Source organism: Mesorhizobium sp. AR02, from assembly GCF_024746835.1.
GTDB lineage: Bacteria > Pseudomonadota > Alphaproteobacteria > Rhizobiales > Rhizobiaceae > Mesorhizobium.
Genome location: NZ_CP080531.1, coordinates 800,013 through 823,337 on the forward strand (window position 1 = coordinate 800,013; position 23,325 = coordinate 823,337).

A 23,325-nucleotide genomic window follows, 5' to 3' on the forward strand; every position below is an offset into this window, starting at 1 on the left:
AACTCTCATGGAACGCATAATCCTCGACGTGGATTCTGCCGGCGACGATATTCTCGCCGTGCTGTTTGCCGCGGCGAACCCGAATGTCCGGCTCGAAGGCGTCACCACAGTCACGGGTGCCGCCGGCCCGATCGAACAGGTCACCAATGTCGTCCTCAACACGCTGACGCTTGCCGGGCGCGACGACATCCCGGTTCACGCCGGCGCGTGGCGGCCGATCGTCGGCAATGCCAAGGCCGACATGGAGGCGCCGGTGCATTTCGAAAAGCGGCTGGTTGCCCGCTTCGGCGACCGGCTGAAGAAGTTCAATCCACCAGCGCCGACCCCCTCACGCCAGGCGACGCCGGGGCATGCCGTCGACTTCATCATCAACACGGTGATGGCCAACCCGGGTGAGATCACGCTGGTGACGACGGGGCCGCTGACCAATGCGGCGATGGCGCTGCTGCAGGAGCCGCGCCTGACGGGCGCACTCAAGCGGCTCTTGGTGCTAGGCGGCAACTTCCAGACGCCCGGCAACATGACGCCGCTGTCGGAGTACAACATCTGGGCCGATCCGGAGGCGTCGCGCATCGTGCTCAACGCCGATGTCGACAAGATTCTGGTGCCGCTCGACATCTGCGAGGACAACCGCGTCGCCGCCTCGATGCTGACGCGCGACGACATTGCCGACATGCAGGCCGTTACGCGGAAGAATGCCGTCTTCGACATGATCGCCGACAGCTTCCCGATCTATATCGACATCTGGCGCGAGTTCTTCGACCTGGTCGGCTTTCCGATGGACGACGTGATCACCGTGGCGCTGGCCTTCGACCCGACGCTTGCCACCATGACCGAACCGCTCTTCGTCGATGTCGTGCTGGACGGGCGTCTCGCACGCGGACAGACGGTTGCCCATCGCGGCCGGCAATTGCTGCCCGGCGGCGGGCCGAAGACCACGCGCATCTGCACCGATCTCGACGGCCGCCGCTTCCTGAACATCTTCAAGCAAACCATCGCGCGCTACGAACAAGCGGCGTGAGGACCGATAAAATGACCATTGCAACTCCCATCCTGTTCGATTGCGATCCCGGCCATGACGACGCCATCGCGCTGGTCATGGCGCATCGTTCGCCGGCCATCGAACTCATCGGCGTCACCACCACCTGCGGCAATGCCGAGGTCGAGAAGACGACGGCCAATGCGCTGCGCATCCTCGAGTATATAGGCGCCGGCGACGTACCAGTCGCTCAAGGGTGCCATCGTCCGCTGGCGCGGCCGTTGGTGCTTGGCACCGCCGATGGTCCGAGCGGCCTCGAAGGCTCGCCCTACCTGCCGCAGGCCACAATCAAGCCGGTCGACCAGCACGCCATCGATTTCCTGGCCGACAAGCTGCGCGCCGCGCCCGAACCGATCCTGGTCGTCGCCACCGGCCCACTGTCCAACATCGGCCTCATGATCCTCAAGCATCGCGACGTGCTGCCCAAGATCAAGGAATTGATCTGGATGGGCGGCGTCTTCTACCGCAAGAGCGAGATCATCACGCCGACGGAGTTCAATGCCTTCTGCGATCCGGAGGCGCTGAAGATCGTGCTGGACAGCGGCGTGCCGATCCTGATGGTCGGGCTCGATGTCACCATGCAGGTGCTGATCGAGGCGCCGCAATATGCCGAGCTCGCCACGATCGACACGCCGCTGGGCAGGCTCGTCAACGACTGGCTGCTGTTCTACGAGAAGCTGCACCGCAACTCGATGGGTGTCGGCGGCGCCATGCACGATCCGTTGGCGCTGGCGCTGGCCATCGACCCGACGCTGGTGCGCACGCGCCCGGCCCATATCGGAGTCGATCTGTCCGGCACCTATGCCTTTGGCGCGACGGTTGCCGATTTCTGGGGCGAGCGCGGCGAGAAGGACAATGCCCGTATCGCCCATGAGGTCGACGCGGATCGTTTCTTCAAACTGATGTTCGACCTGCTGCGGGATTAGGAGCCGCGAGAACCCGCGGCCGAAACATTCCCTTGCTTCAGCGTGACCCGGTGCCGAGGACCGGGTCAGACAATCTTTCGGCATGCCATCTCAGATGGTCGTCCATGAATGTCGAAATGAAGAAATACGAGTGATCGTAGCCGTCCTGCATGCGCAGGGTCAGCGCAATACCGGCCTTGGCGCAGGCCGCTTCCAGAAGCCAGGGTCTCAGCCCGTCGTTGAGAAAACCGTCCGACGTCCCTTGGTCGACGAAAAGCTCGGGGAAGCGGTGGCCATCCTCGATGAGCAAGGTGGCATCGTAGCCCCGCCATGATGTCTCGTCCGCGCCGAGATATTTTTCGAGGGCCGGCCGCGACCAGCCGGCAGTGCTCGGCTGCACGATCGGCGCGAAGGCCGAGCAGCTTTTGAAGCGCTCGGGATTTTTGAGCGCGATCGTCAGTGCGCCATGCCCACCCATCGAGTGGCCGAAGATCGCCTGGCGCGTCATGTCGGCCGGAAATTCCTGTGCGATCAGCGCCGGCAATTCCTCGGTGACATAGGAGTACATGCGGTAGTTCGTGGCGTAGGGCGCTTGCGTCGCATCGACGTAGAAGCCGGCGCCGCTGCCGAACTGCCAATTGTCCTTCTCGTCGGGAATGTCGGCGCCGCGCGGGCTGGTGTCGGGACAGACGACGATCAGGCCAAGCTCGGCGGCCATGCGCCTGTACTCACCCTTGTCCATCACATTGGCATGGGTACAGGTGAGGCCGGAGAGATACCACACGACAGGGCAAGGCTTTTCACGGGCCTGCGGCGGCACGAAGACGGCGAAAATCATGTCGCAGGCGCAGACATCCGAAGCGTGGGAATAGACGCCCTGCACGCCGCCATGCGACCTGGCCGAGGAGATGGTCTTCATCCGGTCCGACATGTTCTTTTTCTCCGCCATCGGCAAACTTCAGGGCTGCCTGTCTAAGGACCATGGTTGCCAGGCGCAAGTCCCGCCTATTCCGCCGCCAGCGCCGTCACTTCCCGCCGGAACGGCAGCGCATCACCGATATCGTCTTCGTCCAGTTCGCGGGCGAAGCGGTGGCCGGCATAGGTTGCCCAGGCGATAGGACCCGGCGCCTCGGCATCGCCTATGACCTTGATCGAGCGAATGCCGTTGTCGGCCCATTCGTCGCGCCGCGCTTTCAGGTCGCGCCAGACCTCGTCGTCCTGCTGGCGCGACGTCACCAGCACCACGGCGTCGGCGGCGATGTCGCGTTCGGCGCCAGTGTAGGCGCAGGCGGTGGCAACGCCTCCCGGCACGACGCGCGTCACGGTCCGGTTGAGCACGATCTCGACGCCAAGCTCGGCCAGACGGCGGTGGATGGCGCCCTGCTCCAGCGTGTTGCGGGTCCAGTCCGACACATAGGCGGACGGCGTCACCAGCGTCACCCTAGCGCCGTTGCGCGCCATCAGCTCGGCCAGGACGCCGCCCATATAGTAGTGGTCGTCGTCGAACAGCACGACGTTGCCGGCAGGCACATTGCCGCCCATCAGGTCGTCCGGCGTGTAGACCGGCATGGCCGGGTCGACCGGCATCGGCACGACATGGGCGCGCGCCACGCCGTCGCGGCGCCATGTCGAGCCGGTGGCAAGCGCGATGTTCTGAAAACCGAAGGCCAGGATGTCTTCGGCCGACAAACGGCTTTCGAAATAGACATCGACATTGGACATCTGGCTGAGCTGGTACTGGCGATAATCGCGCACGCGGCCCCAGGCCGACAGTCCAGGCAAGCGACACTCGCGCGCGACGCGGCCACCGAGTTCGGTGCCGGCTTCGGCAATGGCCACCTGATAGCCGCGTAGGCCGAGCGCGCGGGCGGCCTCCAGTCCGGCGGGGCCGGCGCCGACGATCAGTACGCTGTCGCTGTCGCCCTTGGCCTGCATGCGCTCGGGATGCCAATCCTTGCGCCATTCTTCCATGAAGGTCGGGTTCTGCGTGCAGCGCGAGATCGACATGGTCATGTCGCCGGTGATGCAGATGTTGCAGCCAATGCACTCGCGGATGTCCTCGATCCGCCCCTCCTCCACTTTCTTCGGCAGGAAGGGATCGGCGATCGACGGGCGGGCGCAGCCGATGAAATCAAGCGTGCCGGACTTGATCATCCTGACCATGACGTCCGGCGAGGTGAAGCGGCCGACACCGACGACAGGCTTCGACGTCAGCGTCTTGATGCCGGAGACCAGGCTCTCTTGCGCGCCCTCCTCCTTGAAGCGCGACGGCCCCGAACAATCCTCCCAGGCACCATGCGCCAGGTCCCAGAGGTCGGGCAGCTCGGCATGCATCTCGATCATGTCGCGCACCTCGGAGTTGGCGAAGCCAAGCTCGCCGATCATCTCGTCCAGCGACAGCCGCAGTGTCAGGCCGCAGGTGTCGCCGATGGCATCCCTGCCTTCCTCGATCAGTTCACGCATCAGCCGCGAGCGGTTTTCCAGCGAGCCGCCATATTCGTCGCTGCGCTGGTTGGTGGCGGTGGACAGGAAGTGCTGGATGATGCCGAAGCCATGCGCGCCGTAGAGACACACCAGGTCGAAGCCCGCCAGCTTGGCGCGTTTGAAGGCATTGCGGTGCCAGCGCCTGAGGTCGCGTATATCCTGCTTGTCCATGGCGCGGGCCTGAACCGGATCGTTGGTGAAAGTGCGGATGGGCAAGGCCGACGGTCCGCGTGGCACCTCCTTGGTGTAGAGGTTCGGGCCATTGATGCCGGAATAGGCCAGCTGGATGCCGGCCAGCGCGCCATGCTGGTGCATGGCCTTGGCCATTTTGGCCAGCGCCGGGATATCGGCGTCGTCCCACAGCCGGAGTTCGATGAAGGGCGTGATCTCCGAAGTGTGGTGCATCTCGGTCTGCTCGGTGAAGATGACACCCCAGCCGCCTTCCGACTTGATGCGCCGCATCTCGGCCGCGGCGGAGGGATCGCGATAGCCGCCGCCATTGCAGTGCGGCACCTGGTAGAAGCGGTTCTTGGCGGTCACCGGACCGATCTTCACAGGCTCGAACAGAATGTCGTAGCGTGGATCACGCATGGTGCTTCCTTCCTGCCAGCGTCGCATCGCGGCATGCGCGGTGATGGTTTGGCGCAAGCCGGTCCGCCCGGTGGGTAGATGCCGTGAGCCTACTCATAAGTTGCGGCGCGTGCCGGAAAACTACAGATTTCTTCTGTGCCGATTAGGACGCGCCTAATCAGCCCTCGCCGCCTGGATTAGCATCCGGCAAATCCCGGCTGAGCCAAATGCGACTTCAAGGCTATGGCCACGCGATGCTAGATAGCGCACACGGCCAACGAGACGTGAGACGCATGGACAGCATCCAGATCCTTGAAAAGCTGATCGCCTTTCCGACGGTCAGCCGCGACTCGAACCTCGACCTCGTCGGCTACGTGACGGAGTTGCTGGCGGCACAGGGCATTGCTTGCCAGATTATCCGCAGCCCGGATGGCCACAAGGCGAACCTGTTCGCCACCATCGGGCCGGCCGACGCTCCTGGTGTCATGCTGTCCGGCCATACCGATGTCGTCCCCATCGACGGCCAGGACTGGACGCTGCCGCCTTTCGAGATGACCGCGCGCGACGGCAAGCTGTATGGCCGTGGTGCTGCCGACATGAAAGGTTTCGTGGCCTGCGCGCTTGCCGCGTGTCTCAAGGCCGCGAAAATGGGCCTGCAAACGCCGTTGCATCTGGCGCTTTCGTATGACGAGGAGGTCGGCTGCATCGGCGTGCACAGCCTGATCGACATGCTGCGGTCCGCGCCGCACCGGCCATTGCTGTGCATCGTCGGCGAGCCGACCAACATGCAGGTTGCGACCGGCCACAAGGGCAAGCTTGCGGCGCGCGCCATCTGCAATGGACGCGAAGGCCATTCGGCGCTCGCCCCCCTGGCGCTCAATGCCATTCATCTCGGGTGCGACTTCGTCTCCGCACTGCGCCGAGAACAGGACCGGCTGGCGCGCGATGGCGCGCGAGACGGCGACTACGACATTCCCTACACGACCGTGCACGTCGGCAAGATGAATGCCGGCGTGGCGCTCAACATCGTGCCGAACCTCTGCCAGCTCGACTTCGAGATCCGCAATGTCGCGGCCGACAATCCCGACCAAATCCTCGATGGCCTACGCGCGGAGGCCGCGCGTATTGCCGCGGCCGCGTCAACGATCGCGCCGGAGGCGGCCATCGACATCGATATCACCAACGCCTATCCGGGCCTGGACACGCCGGCGAATTCGCAGGCCGTCGCCTTCGTCAAGTCATTGACCGGGGCCAACGATACCATCAAGGTTGCCTTCGGCACCGAAGGCGGATTGTTCAGCCGCGACCTCGGCACGCCGACCATCGTGTGCGGGCCGGGGTCGATGGCGCAAGGGCACAGGCCGGACGAATTCGTCAACGTCGAACAGATGCGCCGCTGCGACGACATGCTGGACAATCTGCTGCAACGGCTTGCCGATCACCAACTGCAGGTCGCCTGACAGAGGTCGCCGCTATTCTACGACCCGCCCGCTGCCGAACACGCCCTGCTCGACGACAAAACGGCGGCAATGATCGATGAATGCCTGCACCGTCTGGGTGCGGTGCTCGGCATTGGGCAAGGCGACCCCCATAGTCAAAGGCCGCAAATCCCCCGCCAGGGGCACGAAGACCAGCGGCTTGCCGTCCGGCGCCAGCGTGTTGAGCGGCCGCATGTTGGCGATGCCGTAGCCGAAGCCGTTGGCAACCATCGACCGCATCACCGCGATGTCGCCGGTGCGCTCGGCAATGTTCGGCCTGATGCCCCGCATCTGGAAGGCCGAGAGAAAATATTCGCGGCTGTATGGCAGGTCGAGCAGCACCATCGGCTCGTCGACCAGTTCTTCCGTCGTGATCGAAGCCTTGCCGGCGAAGCGGTGCCCTTGCGGCAGCATGACATAGGCCGGCACCAGCATCAGCGGTTCGAACGTCGTGTCCTGCGACAGTTCGAGATCGTAGGTCAGCGCCGCGTCGATTTCGCCTCGCTGCAACATTTCGAGCAACTGGCCCTGGTTGCGCTCGAACTGCCGGAACCGCACCTCGGGATAGGCGCGCTCGAACTTCATGCGCAGCGTCGGCATGACGATCTGCGCGAAGGTCAGCAGGCATCCGACCGCCAGCGGCCCACGCACCTTCTCGGCGATGTCGCCGGCAATATCGTGCAGAGCGTCGGCGTCGGCCAGCAGCCTGGCGGCCTCCTTCAGGAAAACGCGCCCGCCAGCCGTGAGCGACAGGCCATGCGAATGCTTGCGCACAAAAAGCTGGACGCCGAATTCGGCCTCCAGCTGCGCGATCGACGCCGAGATCGAGGGCGGCGAAACATTGACCTGTTCGGCCGCCTTGGTAATGGAGCCGGCTTCGCCGACGGCGACGAAATACTCCAGTTGTCTCAGCGTGAAGCGTAACGGCATGGGCTTCTATGTTGCCGGTTTGGGCGCTGCGATCAAGCGATCGCTTTGCCTCAGTACTTGATCCATGTCGTTTTCAGCGCGGTGTACTTGTCCAGCGCATGCAGCGACAGGTCGCGGCCGAAGCCGGATTGCTTGATGCCGCCGAACGGCGTCATCGGGCTCAGCGCATCGACCGTGTTGACGGAAACCGTGCCAGCGCGGAGCCGGCCCGCAACGCGGTGCGCGCGCGAAAGACTGTCGGTCCACAGCGATGCGGCCAGCCCGTACGGGCTGTCATTGGCGATGCGGATAGCCTCCTCTTCACCGTCGAAGGCTATGACCGAGAGCACCGGCCCGAATATCTCATCCCTTGCAATCGGGTCGTCATGGGCAACGTTGTCGAAGATGGTGGGCTGTATGAAGCTGCCGCGACCATTGATCGTGACCCGATCGCCGCCGGCAACCAGGCGCGCGGTCTTCTTGCCGGCCTCGACGAAGCGCATGACGTTGGCCGCGTGGCGAGCATCGACCATAGCGCCCATTTTCGAGGCCGGGTCGAGCGGATCGCCTGGCTGGGTGGCCGCCGCGCGCCCAGCCAGTTTCTCCACGAAGGCATCCTTGATGGAGCGTTCAACGAGCAGGCGCGAATTGGCCGAACAGACCTCGCCCTGGTTGAAGAAGATGCCGAAGGCCGCCATGTCGGCCGCCGCATCGAGATCGCCGCAATCGGCGAAGACAAGGTTCGGGCTCTTGCCGCCTGTTTCGAGCCAGACCTGCTTCATGTTCGACTGGCCCGAATACTGCAGGAACATCTTGCCGACCGAGGTCGATCCGGTGAAGGCAAGGCAATCCACATCCATGTGGCGGCCGAGCGCCTGTCCGGCCGTCTCGCCAAGGCCAGGTACGACATTGAGCACACCGGCGGGCAGGCCCGCCTCCATGGCGAGCTCCGCCAGCCTGAGCGCAGAGAAAGGCGACTGCTCCGCCGGCTTCAGCACCACCGAATTGCCCGCCGCCAGCGCCGGCGCGCATTTCCAGGTCGCCATGTCGAGCGGGAAATTCCACGGCACCACGGCACCGACCACGCCGAGCGGCTCGCGCCGCACCAGCACCAGATCGCTGCCGCCGGTCGGCGCCACTTCGTCATAGATCTTGTCGATGGCCTCGCCATACCACTGGAAGATCGCTGCAGAACCCGGGACATCGACAGTCGCTGCATCGGTGACCAGCTTGCCCATGTCGAGCGACTCGAGCAGGGCAAGCTCCTGCAGGTTTTCGCGCAGCAGCCGCGCCAGCCGCAGCAGCACCTCCTTGCGGTGGGCCGGGCTCGTGCGGGACCAGACGCCGGCCTCGAAACTGCGGCGCGCCGCGGCAACGGCCAGATCGATATCCTCCTCGCCGCACGACGCCACCTCGGCCAGCGTTTCGCCGGTGGCCGGATTGATGCTGGCGAAGGTGCGGCCCGAACGCGCGGCAACCGTCTTGCCGTCGATGAACGCCCGGTCGCGGAAACGGAGCGCGGATGCCTTGCCGATCCAGTCCTTGTGACTGAGTTCGCTCATGCGAATGCCTCCCCCTATGTGTTGGCTGCTCGCGTGCCGGCTACTCGTCGCCGGGCACGCCGTAGCTCGGCGCATCGGACGGATTGATCGCACGGGTCACATAGGCATCGAGCTGCGGCTTGTAGCGATCCCACAAGGCCGCCAGTTCCTCGATCGGGCAGCTTTCGCTCCAGTCGCAGCGCAGGTCCGCGACGGGCCATGCGACCTCGCGCACCAGCTTCATTCCAGCCGAATGGACCGGGCCCGCCTCGCCACCCGCCTTTAGCGCGGCGCGCATGGTCGCGATCAGGCGGTCGCCGAGATGCCCTTCAGAGGCGAGGAAAGCCTCGACCATGGCTTGCGGCACGCCGTCATGGGCCAGCATGTTGCCGCCGCAGGCGACATTGTCCGCGCGCGCTTCCGCCCAGATGCCGAGCGCCCTGGGCCCGGAATGGATAGAAGTGATCCCGGCGGCATCGACAGCCAGCACCTGCCGGTAGTCGCTGTAGGCGCCAGTGCGCTTGAGGATAGCAACCGCCTCGGCGGCCGAAGCGCCGCGCGCCAGCAGTTCGAGGCCCCTTGTGCCGAGCGTCGGATCGGTGACGTTCTGGCTGGCGACTGCGCCGACGCCCGCTTGCGCATAGGCGCAGCGCGCCGCCACCGCCGGAGAGGAGGACGACACCGCGACGCCGAACATGCCGGTGCGGCTGCATCGCGCGACAATGGAAAACGTCATAAGAATCAATCCGGAATGACGGCGGTGCCGTCGATCTCGACCAGCCAGTCCGGCCGCGCCAGGGCCTGCACGACGAGGCCGGTCGAAACGGGATGCACGCCTTTGATATACTCGCCCATGGTGCGGTAGACCGCCTCGCGATGGCGCACGTCGGTGATGTAGACCACCACCTTGACCAGATGCTCCATGGTGCCGCCGCACTCTTCGATGAGCTGCCTGATGTTCTGCATCACCTTGTGCGTCTGCTCGGCCGGATCGTGGCTGTCGATATTCTTGGCGGTGTCGAGATCCTGCGGACACTGGCCACGCAGATAGACCGTCCGGCCGCCCCGCGTGACGACCGCCTGGCACAGATCATTGTCGAGTTTCTGCTCGGGATAGGTATCCTTCGTGTTGAACTTGCGGATTCTTGTATGCGCCATCCTGGTCTCCATCAGATCGGGCTCGTGGCTGTTGTCAGCGTCGGTCAGGCGTCCACTGTCTCGCGCTGCGCGGCAGCGTGATAGGCCAGATATTTGCGCTGCGTCGAAATACGGTCCGCGACATGCTTGGCATCATGCCAGACACCCCAGATGAAACTCGACCCTCTTCGCGACTGCCAAGGCAACCCCAAGAAGTAGATCCCAGGCTCGGTCGAGACGCCGCGCTGGTGCCTTGGCCGGCCCTTCTCGTCAAAAGCATCGACCTTCAACCAGCTGTAATCGACGGCAAAACCTGTCGCCCAGATGATGGCCGCTATCCCGGCGCCAGCCAGATCGAGCTCACGAAGCGGGTTTGCCAGACAGTCCGGATCCGGGTCGATCCGCCGGGCCGCAGGCTCCTCCGGGAGGTCGAGACCGTTGCGCGCGACATAGGCGTCGGCCTCGTCCAGCAGCGACATCAGGTTGGCGTCACCGCGGGCAATGTTCTTCGCCAGATCGGGCGCGAAGGTCAGCACGCCGTCCTGATATGTTTTGGTCATGCCGACCAGGGTGAGCCCCTGCGCGGCCAGCCGACGGAAATCAATGGTTTCGCCGCCACGCGCGCCGCTCACCGCGATCGTGACATGCTCCGTGCCAGGCCCCGGGGTTTCGAGGTCCCATTTGCCGAGGACGCCAAGCCACCAGCAGAAATCGCGTCCGCGATAGGCGCGCGGCGGGCGGTCGTGCGGGCCGACCGAGAGGTAGACGCGCCGCCCCGAGCGCTGAAGCTCATCAGCGATCTGCACACCTGACGATCCCGCCCCGACCACCAGCACCGCGCCCTTTGGCAACTGTCCGGGGTTGCGGTACGCGCTGGAATGAATCTGCAGAATACAGGCATCGCCGGGGACAAGAGCGGGAATGACGGGGACCTGGAAAGGTCCGGTTGCCGCGACGATGCTGTTGGCTTCGATCACCCCATCCGACGTCTCGACGCGGAACCCGGGTCGACCGACATTTCTTTGCGCGAGCTTGACCTCGACGCCGCAGCGAATCGGCGCATTGATCTGCCTTGCATAAGCGGCGAAATAGTCCGCAACCTCCTCCTTGGAGGGAAAGCCGTCGGGACCCGTCACGGGAAATTCCATGCCCGGGAAACGGTCATGCCAGGCCGGGCCATTGGCAACGAGCGAGTCCCATCGCTGAGAACGCCAGCGCTCGGCGATCCGGCCACGCTCGAGAACGAGATGCGGCACCGCGCATTTGCTCAGATGCTCAGACATAGCCACCCCCGCCTGGCCACCGCCGACGACAAGCGTGTCTATTTTTTCCACCGACATTTCTGCGTCCTTTCCCCCCAAGAGTTTCTGCGGATGCGAGGAGGTCAGATCGCTGGTGTACTGGAGGGACTGATTAGCGAAAATTACGATTTCACGTGGCAGTGGTTAGCTTGTCCCTAAATGCCGGGAGAGACGTCCGGACATGCAGAGCGCGAACCGCGGCGTGCGGCTTCATCGCACCCGATGTGGGCGCGATTGCCAATCACGTCCGGGAAGCATCGGCCGCCAGGAGATCAGGCGGCGCGACGCTCCTGCTCGTCCGCCTCCTGATTGATCTCGGCAAGCAGCGCCTCGATGTCGGCCTTCGGGAAGGTGCGGCGGAAACGCCGATCGAAGGTCGTGAAGATGCCGACGAACGAGTTCGTGCAGTGTTCCAGCATGCGATCGGCATCTTCGGCAGAAATGTCGAGCTGTTTCTGGAGAAAGCGGTTGAACTTGCGGCGAGCGGCCGGGTTTTCCAGAATGAAGATCGGTTGCGTATCCCGTTCGATGCGGCGGTGAACCGCGACGGCGGAGACCGTCTGCAATTCGGCGCTGAGACGGATATCGCGTGACGACGACGCCACCTCGATGGTGACCGCGTCATTGTCGAGTACCCAGGCTTGAACGGCGGTATCGTAGACACAAAGATCCTCCGCGGCGATTTCCACCGTCACCGTCCGGCTCTCACCGGGCTCCAGCTCGACCTTGGCAAAGCCCTTCAGCTCGCGCACCGGGCGCTTCAGCCTTGGCTGGCCGTAACGCGCATAGACCTGGCAGATTTCCTTGCCGCCGACCTTGCCGGCGTTCGTTACGGTAAAGCTGACCGCGACCTTCTCGCCGGACCGCAGGATGGTGCGGTCAAGCGCCAGATTCGAATAGGCGAACGCGGTGTAGCTCAGGCCGAAGCCGAACGGAAAAAGCGGCTCGATGCCACGCGCGTCATACCAGCGGTAGCCGACGAAAATGCCTTCGCTGTAGACGTGCCGCCCGTTTTCGCCGGGATAGGTGAGATAGGTGGGCATGTCCTCCATGCGCTTCGGGAACGAGGTCGTCAGCTTGCCCGACGGGTTGACGCGGCCAAACAGGATGTCGGCGACGGCACCTCCTGTCGCTTGACCGGAGAAAAACATCTCGATGACTGCCGGCACCTCACCGATCCAGGGCATGGCGACCGCATCGGGGCTCGATATGACGACGACAATGTTCGGATTGGCGCGGGCAAGCCGCTCCACCAGCGCGTCGTGGCCTGGCGCGAGGCCGAGCGAGCGGCGATCGGACCCTTCGCCGTCATAGCCATTTTCCGTATTCACGAAGACCAGCACGATATCGGCGCCGACCACGCCCTGCACTGCCTCGTTGACCAATGCCTCGCGCTCGGACGCGATCTCGCTGGTTCCCTGGAAGACATCGATCGAGATCTCGCTGCCGGCGAGCTTGCGGATTTCGTCCACCGGGACGTCCCTGGATGTCGGCGTCGTCGTCGCACAGCCCGAGCCCTGGATGACGGGAGCCGCGGCCCCCTCGCCCACGATCGCGATCCGTTTGACCTTGGTTTGAGAAATCGGCAGAAGGCCGCCGTCGTTCTTCAAGAGAACCATGGAGTCCGCGGCCAGGCGGCGGGCAAGCGCGTGATGCTGCGCCCGGTCGAACGTCACGGTCCGGTTCTCTCCTTGCCTGGCCTTGCGGACCAGTTCGAGAACCCGCTCGCAGGCGCGATCGACGAGTGCCCGATCGACATCGCCCGCTTCGATCGCCGCCAGAAGATCGGCCTTGCGGGTTTCGCTTTCCGGCATGTCCAGGTCATTGCCGGCGATCAGTGACGCCGGCCTGTCCTTGACACCGTGCCAATCGGAAACGACCAGCCCGTCATATCCCCATTCATCGCGCAAGACCTTGGTCAGCAGCCAGGAATTTTCAGCGGCCTGAACGCCATTCAGCCTGTTGTAGGAGCTCATGACCGTCCATGGCTCGCTTTGGCGGATCGCCCGCTCGAAGCCTTTGAGGTAGATCTCGCGCAGCGCCCTTTCCTCCACGACCGAATCCATCGTGGTGCGCTCGACCTCCGAATTGTTGCAGGCAAAGTGTTTCAGCGAAGCGCCGACACCGTTTTCCTGCAGGCCGTTGATGACCCCGGCGGCAAAATCGCCGGTCAATATCGGGTCTTCCGAATAATACTCGTAGGAGCGCCCGCCAAGCGGCGTGCGCCGGATGTTGATCCCGGGGCCAAGCAGCAGATGCACGCCGAATTCCTGGCACTCCCGGGCCAGCGCCTCGCCCAGCCGGTGCGCGAGGTCGATGTCCCAGGAACAGGCCAGGCTGGTCCCGTTCGGAAAGCAGGTGGCCGGCTTCATCTGCCCCCACGCGGTCTGCACATGGTCCGCGCGCTGGTTCACCACCGAAAGGAACGCCGCGAAATCCATGCCACCGGCCTGATCATCGTCAATCTGCGGGATGGAGTAGCGCACGCCATAGGTGCCATCGGTCATCACCATGTGCGGGATATCAAGTCGTTCGATCGCCTGTGTCTTCCACATGCGATGGCCGGCGAGCAGCGAGACTTTCTCCTCATCCGTCATCTGCGCGACCAAAGCCCTGAAATCGCCGGCCTTGAATTGCTCACTGGTCATTTGACGTCTCCGGAAATCGCTGTGGAACAAGAGCGGCAGGGCCGCGCGTGGCAGGGTTGCGAAGAGAGGAACGCCGCCGTCATAGCCGGCGCTCCGTCGCTGCCGAGAAGAACGATGCCTTGGACATGTTGAACCGAAAGCCAACGTCCTTTTGCATGGCCCGGGCCGCATCGACCGTCAGCTTCACGCTGAACCGCTGGCCGAGGCAGTCGAACCAGCCGAGCGCGTCCGCACCCAGAAGTTCGGTGAACGCGAGCGTCGCGGGAATGCTGTCTGGTGCGCCACGCTCGACGACATCAACATCCTCGCAGCGGATTCCCAATATGACCTCTGCCGCCGTCGGCCCGTCCGCGAAATCGTAAGACGACGCATCGAGGCAGATATCGTGCGTCTTGAACCGCAGCGTCCCTTCCAGATGCCCCTTGAGGAAGTTCATCGCCGGAGAGCCGATGAAACCGGCGACGAACAGGCTGGCCGGTTTTTCGTAGACCGTCTGCGGCTCCGCGAACTGCTCCACCTTGCCCTTGTGCATGACCGCCACCCGGTCAGCCATGGTCATGGCCTCGATCTGATCATGCGTCACGTAGATCATCGTCGACTTCAGCGTCTCGTGGAGTTGCTTGAGTTCCACCCGTGTCTCCGCGCGCAGCTTGGCATCGAGATTGGAAAGCGGTTCGTCAAACAGGCAGATGCTGGAGGAGCGGACCAGGGCCCGCCCGATCGCCACACGCTGACGCTGGCCACCGGAAAGCTGGCTTGGTTTGCGCTCGAGCAGCGCCTCGATCTGCAGGAGCCTGGCGGCCCATGCGACCTTCTCGGCGATCGTCGCCTTGGGCGTGCCGGCGATTTCCATGCCGAAGGACAGGTTGCGCCGCACCGTCATGGCCGGGAACAATGCATAGGACTGGAACACCATCGCCAGGCCGCGCTGGCTCGGCTCCAGGTGGCTGACGTCGACGTCGTCGATGAGGATCTGGCCGGAATCGCAATCATCGAGGCCCGCGATGACGTTGAGCAAGGTGGATTTGCCGCAACCCGAAGAGCCGAGAATGACCACGAATTCGCCCGGCGCAATCTCCATGTCGACGGAGTCCAGCACGGTCAGGCCGGCGAAGGATTTGCGGATCTGGCGGATGGATACGCTTGACATTTCTATCCCTTGACCGCGCCGGCGGCGATGCCGCGCACGAAATAACGACCTGAAAGAAAGTAGACCACCAGCGTCGGAATGGCGGTGATGACGGCGGCAGCCATGTTGACGTTGGGCGATACCGAGCCGCGGGCGTTGTTGACGATGTTGGTCAGTTGCACCGTCATCGGCAGATTGTCGTTACCGGCAAAGATCAGGCCGAGCAGATAGTCGTTCCAGATGCCGGTGAACTGCAGGATCGCCACGACGACGAGGATGTTGGTCGAAATCGGCAGGATGACCGACCAGAATGTCCTCAGGAAACTGGCGCCTTCCATGCGGGCCGCCCGGCTGATCTCGTCGGGCACCCCGACATAGAAATTGCGGAACAAAAGCGTCGTATAGGGCAGGCCGTAGACCACATGCACCAGGACGATGCCCGCATAGGTGCGGAACAGCCCCATGCTGCTCAGGATCTTGACCGTGGGGTAGAGCATGGCCTGGTAAGGGATGAACAAGCCTATGGTGACCAAAAGCATGATCAAATTGGCGCGCCGCGATTTCCATTGCGCCAGGGCATAGCCGTTGAGCGCACCCACCAGGGTGGAGATCGCAACGCTCGGCACCGCGATCTTGATCGAATTCCACAGCCCGGGGCGAACCCCGCCGCATTCGAGCCCGGTGCAGGCGCTTTTCCAGGCCGTGATCCAGGCATCGAAAGTCGGCCTGACCGGCAGAGCGAGGAGATTGCCCTGCCGGATCTCCTCCAGCGGCTTGAGCGAATTGCTGATGATCAGGAGCAGGGGCAGCAGAAAGAACGCCGCTGACACGATGAGAAACGCGTAGAGGCCGAAGCGCGCCACGCGCGGCCCGAACACCGGTCTGTCGACATGAACGGCGTGGCTCATATCCGCTTCCTGAATTCGCTGTAGAAGTAGGGCGCCAGCATCACCAGCGAGATCAGCAGCATGACGATCGAGGCCGCCGAGGCCAGGCCCAGATTGACGCGGGCGAAGTAGAAATCGACGGCGAACTTTGCCGGCATTTCCGTGGCAATGCCGGGTCCGCCCTTGGTCATGGCGATGACCAGATCGTAACCGCGGATGACCTCGGACATGAGCAGCACGACGCAGGATGCAATCACCGGCCGCATGCCGGGAAAGATCACCTGCAGATAGGCGCGCCAGAGCGGAACGCCTTCCATGCGGATCGCCTTCCACAGATCATTGTCGACGCCGCGCAGACCGGCCAGGATGATGACCATGACCAGGCCCGTCGAATGCCAGATGCTGGCAATGACAAGCGTGTAGATGGCGCGGTCGGGATTGGTCAGCCAATCGAAAGTGAAGCTTTCCCAGCCTGCGCTTCGCATCAGGCCCTGCAGACCGTTCACCGGGTCGAGCACCCATCGCCACGACAGTCCGGTCACGATCAGCGACACGGCAAGCGGGTAGAGAAAGATGGTCCGAAACAGCGATTCAGCCTGGATGCGGCGATCCGCGAAGATGGCGAGCAGCGCGCCGAAACAAAGGGTTCCGAGGATGAACAGGACACCGAAGATCACCATGTTCATGCACGACACGAGCCAGCGATAATTGGTGAACAGCTTGATGTACTGATCGAAGCCGATCAGCTCATAGCTGGGCATCAGCGTCGACCGCGTCATCGACATATAGAAGGTCCAGAGGATCGACCCGTAGAAGAATATGGCGACCACGCCGAAGAACACGGCAACCGTGACATCCGGCTTGAAACTCTGCCGATGCAGCCAGGTCCTCATTCTGCCTCCAGACCGCGCATCGATGGCAGGGCCGCGCTCATAAACCCATTCCTCTCAGCACCTTCCATTCCCCGATTACAGCGGCTGTGCCGGGTCGCGAGTTCGCGGCCCGGCTCACCTTACTATTCGCTCTGCAGGATTTTCGAGAAGCTCTCGACCGCGGCTTGCGTCGTCATCGACTTGTCGGTCCAGAACTGGGTGGCAAGGTCGGTCACCTGCCCGTTCAGGTCGCCTGCCAGCGCATCATAGGCCGCCTGCACCGCGGCACCCGGCGTGGCGAGCGTCTTGGCGCCAAGCTGCGCGCAGATATCGAGCTTTGTCGTGTCCACGTCGGTGCGGGACGGCACCGAGCCCTTGACCTCAGCAATCTGCTCCTCCACCGCGGGGTCCATAACCGACTGGGCAAGCAGGGTCTGGCCCTTGATGCGGTCCTCATCCTTGTTCACCGGGAAGGCGAAGACATCGATGAGGATCGCGTAGCTCGGCTTTTCGGCGGGCGTGAGGAAACAGCCGAAATCCTTGCCGGCAACCTTACCAGCGGCGAGGAACTCGCCGCGTGCCCAGTCGCCCATGAACTGGAAGCCGGCCTTGCCGGTGACGACGAGGTTGGTGGTGTCGTTCCAGGAGCGGCCCGGGCTGGCGGGGTCGGCATAGGTCGATACCTTGCGGAAGGTGTCGAAGGCCTTCGCCAGGACCGGCGACTTGAGCGCTTCTGGCGAGCGCTTCACGATCAGCTCGTTCCAATAGTCGGGGCCGCCGATCGCAAGGATCGAGCTGAACAGGATGCCGACTTCCTGCCAGGGTTCGCCGCCGACAGCTATGCCGATGCGGCCGGACGCCTTGATCTTGTCGGCCGCCGCGAAGAGGTCGTCGAAGGTCTTGGGCTGCTCGATCTTCAGTTCGTCCAGGAGGGGCTTGGAGTACCAGACCCAGTTCTGCGCATGGATGCCGACGGGCAGCGCAACGAGGTGGTCACCGACGTTGAGCTTGCTCCACACGAGCGGCGACATCACCTTCTGCCAACCTTCCTTGGCGGCGAGATCGTCGAAATCGCGAAGCTGGCCGGAAGCGGCAAGGTCGCGCAAGGCAGAGTTCGGCGTCATCAGGATGGCGGAGGGCGGTTCGCCGCCGGCAATGCGGCTTGTGGCGGCCGCAAGGGCTGCGTCGAAGTCGGCCGATGGACTGTCGATCCACTTGCCGCCCTTCGACTTGAAGGCATTGGCCACCGTGTTCATCGCCTTGGATTCACTGGAGCTCGTCCAGTAGTGCTGCACGTCGACGGTTTGCGCCAGCGCGGCATTGGAACCGGCGAGCAGGCCGAGTGCGGATAGCGTGAAAGTAAAGCGTCTTAAGTTCATCTCAGTTCCCCTGATGCTTTGTTGATCTCAAGCCCCGGGACGTCCGGGGCGGCGGTCCGGTCACCGTGTTCGGTCAGCGTCGAACGGCGCCGTCATCACGTCATGCTGCCTTGCTGACCGTCTCTGCGATCTCCTTGTTGAGACTGTCGAGAAATGCCGCCATCGTGGCTTTGGAGATCTTTTCGCCGGCCACCCAGGACACGGTCTTGTAGATCCCCAGGAAGGAGCTGGCGCAGTACTCCATCATCCTTGCGGCCTCTTCGTCGTCGAGATCGAGCTGTGCCTTGAGGAAGTCGCGGAAGCGGCGACGGGCGAAATCCTGCTCCAGCACGAGGAAAGGCTGGCTCTCCACGTCGAGGATCGTCGACGGCAGCGCCGGCGCGTCCACCGTGACCGTCTTCTCCAGACGAATGTCGCGCGAAGATGCCCCGACCTCGAAGTCTATCTGGCCCGCATCGAGGAGCCATTGCCGATAGGCAGGGTCGTAGTAGCGCAGATCGCTGCTCTCGACCGTCACCTCGACGCGCCTGGTCTCGCCGGGCTGCAGCTCGACCTTGGCAAAGCCCTTGAGCTCACGGATGGGCCGCGTCAGCCGGGGACTGTGCGGCCGCGCATAGACCTGGGCGATTTCCTTGCCGGCGAAGCTGCCGGTGTTCGTGATGTCGAAGGCTATGCGGATCGTGCCCGAACCATCGATGCGGTCGGTGCTGGTGGCGATGTTGGAATACTCGAACGTCGAATAGCTGAGCCCGAAGCCGAATGGAAACAGCGGGGCAAGCCTGCGCTTGTCATAGTGGCGGTAGCCGACATGGATGCCTTCGCTGTAGACATGGCGGCCGTTCTCGCCGGGATAGCTGAGATAGCCGGGGATGTCCTCCATCTGCACCGGGAACGTCACCGTCAGCTTGCCGCAGGGGTTTTGCCGGCCGAACAGGACATCGGCAATGGCCTTGCCCATGCCCTGCCCGCCGAAGAAGGCAGCAACCACGGCCTGAACGCTGTCGATCCACGGCATGGCGACCGCATCCGGAGCAAACAGGATGACGACGATCCTGCCATTGCGCTTGCCGAGACGCGCGATCAGTTCGTCTTGTCCGGCGTGAAGGTCGAGATGGGTGCGGTCGGAGCCCTCGCCGTCATAGCCGACCTCGGTATTGCCGAAGAACAGCACCACATCGGCGGCATCGACAGCCGCGAGAGCCAATTGTTCGGACGCGCTGCCGGCTTCAAAATCGGCAACGGCATGGAAGCTGACCGCGGCGCCGGGAGCAAGCTTGCGGATTTCATCCAGCGGAATATCCACTTCGGTCGGACGTGTCGTCGCGCAGCCGGAACCCTGGATGACCGGCTCGGCGGCAGCCGCGCCGACCACGGCGATCTTGCCGACGTTTGCCGCATCGACCGGCAGGATCGCCATCTCGTTTTTCAGCAGCACGATCGATTCCGCCGCCATGCGCCGCGACAGCGCGTGGTGCTTCCTGAAGTCGGCCTCGGCGTTCGGCCTGATGGCGTTGCGTGCCGAGCGAACAAGCTTGAGGACGCGCAGGCAGGATCGGTCGAGCGCTTCCATCGGCACCCGGCCGTCCTTGACCGCGTCGATCAAGTCCTGCTTGCGCGCGCCGCTTTCCGGCATGTCGAGATCATTGCCGGCATTGATCGAGGCGGGACGATCCTTGATCCCGTGCCAGCCGGAAACGACAACGCCGTCGTAACCCCACTCGTCGCGCAGCACCTCGGTCAGCAGCCAGTGGTTCTCGGCCGTCTGGACGTCATTCAGCCGGTTGTAGGAGCTCATCACCGTCCAGGGATTGCCCTTGCGGATGGCCCGCTCAAAGCCCGCGAGATAAATCTCGCGCAAGGCGCGCTCATCGACGACGGAGCTCATCGTCGTGCGCTGGACTTCCGAATTGTTGCAGGCGAAGTGTTTTAGCGAGGCACCGACGCCGTTCTGCTGCAGACCGTTGATGACGGCCGCGGCGATCTCGCCGCTCAACACCGGATCTTCGGAATAATATTCGTAGCTTCGGCCGGCGAGCGGCGTGCGCCGGATGTTGATGCCGGGACCGAGCAGAATGTTGACGCCGAAAGCCTGGCATTCGGCAGCCAGCGCCTCACCAAGCGCATGGGCCAGACCAACATCCCACGAGCACGCCAGTGAAGAGCCGTTTGGAAAGCAGGTTGCCGGACGGGTGGAGCCGAATGCGCTTTCGACATCAGTCGAAAGATCCGTGTTGACGACACCGAGGAACGCGGCGAGTTGCCCGTCGTCGTCCTGCATGCCGTCGATCTGATCGATCGAATAGCGCACCCCATAGGTGCCGTCCGTCATCAGCAATTCGGGTATGTTGAGGCGATAGTTGGTCGCGGTGCGCCACAATCCGTGACCGCTGACCGCGGCGACTTTCTCTTCGACGGTCATTTCCGCGACGAGGGCACTGAGTTGCCTATCGGAAACATTCCAGCTCATGCACGTTTCATCCGCTTTGCCATGCGCCGCAGGCTCGCCGCCCACGAATTGCCGGGCAGCGCCTGAGCGTCCGATCTCTTCCAGGACGACGATTTGATGACATCCGGCGGGGCGCAAATCTAGCCGCGAAACTTGTACTGGAAGTACGACAGTTTTTGATGCTTACTGAGCGATGCCTTGACGGAGGATGAGAGATGAACATCGCCTATTTGCGGCCCGGTGAGCTGCGCGGCAAGCAGGATGCCGGCTTTGAAAGCCATGCCCCCACGGCGACACGGCACTTTTGGGCGTTCGTCCACGGCGCCATAGACGTTCCGTATCACTGGCATCGCGAGATGGAGATACTTCTTGTGCTGCGCGGCCGATTTCGACTGGTGGTTGATGGACAGGTCTGCGAGATGAACCAGGACGACGTGATCGTCATCAACTCGGACGTGCCGCACAACTCCACGTCGGTCTCACACGATGCGCTGATCTGCGGTGTGCATCTCGACGCCGCCTATTTCGATCGGCTGGGTTTGCCCGGCTTTTCGTCCCGGCATTATCTGTGCCGCACCTTCCTGCACGGCCGCTCTTTCATGGACAGGATCGCTCCCATGAAAGCGCTGATGGCGCGGCTGGTGCTCGACCAGACCGGGCATCCCGAGGAGATGATGGTTCGCGACACAATCGCCAATCTCCTCGCCTGTTTCGTCTACCGCGCGATCCCCTGGGAGGAGCCGGATGGGGGCGCGGCCCAGCTCCGCTCCGCCAGCCGCAGTCGAATACTCAAGATCATGGACACGGTCGGGGAACAGCAGGACAATCAATCCCTGAGCGAGATCGCGGCTGCCGAAGGTTTGACCTTGAGCCACCTTTCGCGCCTGTTCAAACGTCATCTGGGGATAGGCTATCGCGATTATTGCCAGAACCAGCGGCTTGACACCGCCGCGCATGAACTTCGCATCACCGACCATACGATCAGCGTGATCATGGAGCGCAACAGTTTCGGCAACCCGGCGGTCTTCTACAACAAGTTCAGGGCCCGCTTCGGCTGCAGCCCCGCCGAGTTTCGGCGTGGGCAGGGGCTGCGCGGCGCAAAGAGCAAACTGACCGAGGAAGACGCGTCCGAGACACTTCGGATACTCACGCACCATGCCGCCGAAATCGGCAGGGCCGCGGAAGTCTCCGTTGGCATCGGCTTGATGGGGCGCCGGCAGGTCACGCTTCGCGCTCCCTACAATGCAAGCGCTCGCTGAGGACGCTGGAAGAAGACGCCCCGCGATTGTTCCGTCTCTCGTGCAATTCGGGGTTGCCCCGAGGAGTGCTATGACAGCATCGCCCTGGCTGCTTTTTCGCCGATCATCATGGACGGCGCATTGGTGTTGCCGCCGATCAGCGTCGGCATGATCGAGGCGTCCGCCACGCGCAGATTGTCGAAGCCGCGCACCTTGAGGCCGGCGGGATCGACCACCGCCATGGTGTCGTTGCCCATCTTGGCTGTGCCGACCGGGTGATAGACGGTGAGCGCCTCGGCACGCAGATAGGCGAGGATTTCGTCGTCGGTGATGACATCGGGTCCCGGCAGGATTTCCGGGCCGCGAATATCGGCAAAGACCGGCGAAGCCAGGATCGATCGCGCCAGCTTGATGCCTTCGACAAGGGTCAGGGCATCCTGTCCGTCACTGAAGAAGCGGTGATCGATCAGCACGTTGCGGCGGGTGCCGTCACGCTCGAGCGTGATTTCGCCGACGCTTCCGGGCCGCAGCACGCAGGTGTGCACGGCATAGCCGTGGCCATATTCGACGAGCCGGCCGCGATGGCTGCGGTAGCCCGGAACAAAGTGGAATTGGACATCGGGAATATCGCCGGCATATCTGGTCTTGGCGAAGCCGCCGGCCTCGACGTAATTGGTCGTCAGCATGCCCTTGCGCCGGACGAAATACTGAAAAGGCGCCGCCAGCACCGCCGGCAGATTGGCGAGCGACAGGCCGAGCGTCCTGGTGCTGTTCGATCGCATCGTGATCATGCCGTCGACATGGTCGCGCAAATTCTTGCCGACGCCGGGCACATTCATGACCGGTTCTATCCCCGCCGCCTTCAGCTCCACCCACAGGCTGGATACGGCGTTGGGATCGCGCGGATTGTCGACCAGCAGTTCGCCCTCGAAGCCGTGATAGGCCGGGTTCTGCGACAGGAGGTTCCGCTCCAGTCTCTTGAACACCGGCAGCACATCGGCATAGGACCACCCCGCGCAGCCAAGCGCTGCCCACTCATCGTAGTCCTGCGCGGCGCCGCGAATGTAGACCATGGAATTGATCGAACTCGACCCGCCAAGAAGCTTGCCCCGGTTGACCGGTATGCGGCGGTTGTTGAGCAGCGGCTGCGGCACGCCCTTGTAGCCGTAATCGAAGTTCGGATTGCCGTAGAGCGAGAGGATGCCGGCCGGCACGCGCACCCTTGTGCGGTCGTCGCTGCCGCCGGCCTCGATGAGGCAGACGCGGTTGGCTGGGTTCGCGCTCAGCCTGTTGGCCAGGACACAACCGGCCGAGCCCGCGCCGATGACGATATAGTCGAATTCCGCAGCCTCGATGCTCATG

18 protein-coding genes are annotated in these 23,325 nt (G+C 63.4%); 4 read left to right on the plus strand and 14 right to left on the minus strand.

Translation table 11 applies throughout. The annotated features are described in order from the left end of the window. Positions 1–7: 7 nt before the first annotated feature. Together DBIPINDM_RS08430 and DBIPINDM_RS08435 are read left to right on the plus strand one after the other, a co-directional pair. Complete coding sequence (locus DBIPINDM_RS08430; protein ID WP_258585308.1) at positions 8–1,021, plus strand: nucleoside hydrolase; 1,014 nt, start codon at positions 8–10, stop codon at positions 1,019–1,021. An 11-nt stretch (positions 1,022–1,032) separates the two neighbouring features. After that, positions 1,033–1,965 (plus strand): nucleoside hydrolase, encoded by a 933-nt coding sequence (locus tag DBIPINDM_RS08435; RefSeq protein WP_258585309.1) that lies wholly within the window; start codon positions 1,033–1,035, stop codon positions 1,963–1,965. A gap of 37 nt (positions 1,966–2,002) precedes the next feature. On the opposite strand, the gene fghA is transcribed toward DBIPINDM_RS08435, so the two are convergent. Together fghA and DBIPINDM_RS08445 are read right to left on the minus strand one after the other, a co-directional pair. After that, positions 2,003–2,875, minus strand: coding sequence for an S-formylglutathione hydrolase (fghA, locus tag DBIPINDM_RS08440; protein WP_258589222.1), 873 nt, complete (start codon positions 2,873–2,875; stop codon positions 2,003–2,005). 74 nt (positions 2,876–2,949) lie between these two features. Beyond that, positions 2,950–5,019: an NAD(P)-binding protein gene (locus DBIPINDM_RS08445; RefSeq protein ID WP_258585310.1), complete on the minus strand. Its 2,070-nt coding sequence runs from the start codon at positions 5,017–5,019 to the stop codon at positions 2,950–2,952. Between the two features lie 272 nt (positions 5,020–5,291). On the opposite strand from DBIPINDM_RS08445, the gene argE reads away from it, so the two are divergent. Next, on the plus strand, positions 5,292–6,458 hold the full coding sequence (argE, locus tag DBIPINDM_RS08450; protein ID WP_258585311.1) for an acetylornithine deacetylase: 1,167 nt from the start codon (positions 5,292–5,294) through the stop codon (positions 6,456–6,458). Between the two features lie 12 nt (positions 6,459–6,470). Here argE and DBIPINDM_RS08455 read toward each other — a convergent pair whose 3' ends face one another. The 11 genes from DBIPINDM_RS08455 to DBIPINDM_RS08505 form a co-directional block, all read right to left on the minus strand. Then, entirely contained in the window at positions 6,471–7,406 is a 936-nt protein-coding gene (locus DBIPINDM_RS08455) for a LysR family transcriptional regulator (RefSeq protein ID WP_258585312.1), read from the minus strand. Positions 7,407–7,456: 50 nt separating this feature from the next. After that, complete coding sequence (locus DBIPINDM_RS08460) at positions 7,457–8,947, minus strand: aldehyde dehydrogenase (protein ID WP_258585313.1); 1,491 nt, start codon at positions 8,945–8,947, stop codon at positions 7,457–7,459. A 40-nt stretch (positions 8,948–8,987) separates the two neighbouring features. Further along, positions 8,988–9,662 (minus strand): DUF1028 domain-containing protein, encoded by a 675-nt coding sequence (locus DBIPINDM_RS08465; protein ID WP_258585314.1) that lies wholly within the window; start codon positions 9,660–9,662, stop codon positions 8,988–8,990. A gap of 5 nt (positions 9,663–9,667) precedes the next feature. Next, a complete protein-coding gene (locus tag DBIPINDM_RS08470) occupies positions 9,668–10,084 on the minus strand; it encodes a RidA family protein (protein WP_112394870.1) in 417 nt (138 codons plus the stop codon). Between the two features lie 44 nt (positions 10,085–10,128). Then, on the minus strand, positions 10,129–11,403 hold the full coding sequence (locus DBIPINDM_RS08475) for a flavin-containing monooxygenase (protein ID WP_258585315.1): 1,275 nt from the start codon (positions 11,401–11,403) through the stop codon (positions 10,129–10,131). 233 nt (positions 11,404–11,636) lie between these two features. Continuing rightward, positions 11,637–14,012: a beta-glucosidase family protein gene (locus DBIPINDM_RS08480; RefSeq protein WP_258585316.1), complete on the minus strand. Its 2,376-nt coding sequence runs from the start codon at positions 14,010–14,012 to the stop codon at positions 11,637–11,639. Positions 14,013–14,091: 79 nt separating this feature from the next. Then, positions 14,092–15,162 (minus strand): ABC transporter ATP-binding protein, encoded by a 1,071-nt coding sequence (locus DBIPINDM_RS08485; protein ID WP_258585317.1) that lies wholly within the window; start codon positions 15,160–15,162, stop codon positions 14,092–14,094. Between the two features lie 2 nt (positions 15,163–15,164). Next, positions 15,165–16,049, minus strand: a complete 885-nt coding sequence (locus DBIPINDM_RS08490; protein WP_258585318.1) for a carbohydrate ABC transporter permease — start codon at positions 16,047–16,049, stop codon at positions 15,165–15,167. Beyond that, positions 16,046–16,921, minus strand: coding sequence for a carbohydrate ABC transporter permease (locus DBIPINDM_RS08495; RefSeq protein ID WP_258585319.1), 876 nt, complete (start codon positions 16,919–16,921; stop codon positions 16,046–16,048). The genes DBIPINDM_RS08490 and DBIPINDM_RS08495 overlap by 4 nt, the downstream gene beginning before the upstream one ends. Before the next feature lie 122 nt (positions 16,922–17,043). After that, positions 17,044–18,279 carry an ABC transporter substrate-binding protein gene (locus tag DBIPINDM_RS08500; protein ID WP_258585320.1) on the minus strand — a complete coding sequence of 412 codons (1,236 nt, stop codon included), beginning with the start codon at positions 18,277–18,279 and terminating at the stop codon, positions 17,044–17,046. Between the two features lie 100 nt (positions 18,280–18,379). After that, positions 18,380–20,746: a beta-glucosidase family protein gene (locus tag DBIPINDM_RS08505; RefSeq protein WP_258585321.1), complete on the minus strand. Its 2,367-nt coding sequence runs from the start codon at positions 20,744–20,746 to the stop codon at positions 18,380–18,382. A 194-nt stretch (positions 20,747–20,940) separates the two neighbouring features. On the opposite strand from DBIPINDM_RS08505, the gene DBIPINDM_RS08510 reads away from it, so the two are divergent. Next, the gene (locus tag DBIPINDM_RS08510; protein ID WP_258585322.1) at positions 20,941–21,984 is read left to right on the plus strand and encodes a helix-turn-helix transcriptional regulator; all 1,044 of its coding nucleotides are present in this window, start codon (positions 20,941–20,943) and stop codon (positions 21,982–21,984) included. Between the two features lie 68 nt (positions 21,985–22,052). Here the strand turns inward: DBIPINDM_RS08510 and DBIPINDM_RS08515 are convergent, their stop codons facing one another. Continuing rightward, on the minus strand, positions 22,053–23,324 hold the full coding sequence (locus DBIPINDM_RS08515; RefSeq protein WP_258585323.1) for a GMC family oxidoreductase: 1,272 nt from the start codon (positions 23,322–23,324) through the stop codon (positions 22,053–22,055). Position 23,325: the final 1 nt, after the last annotated feature.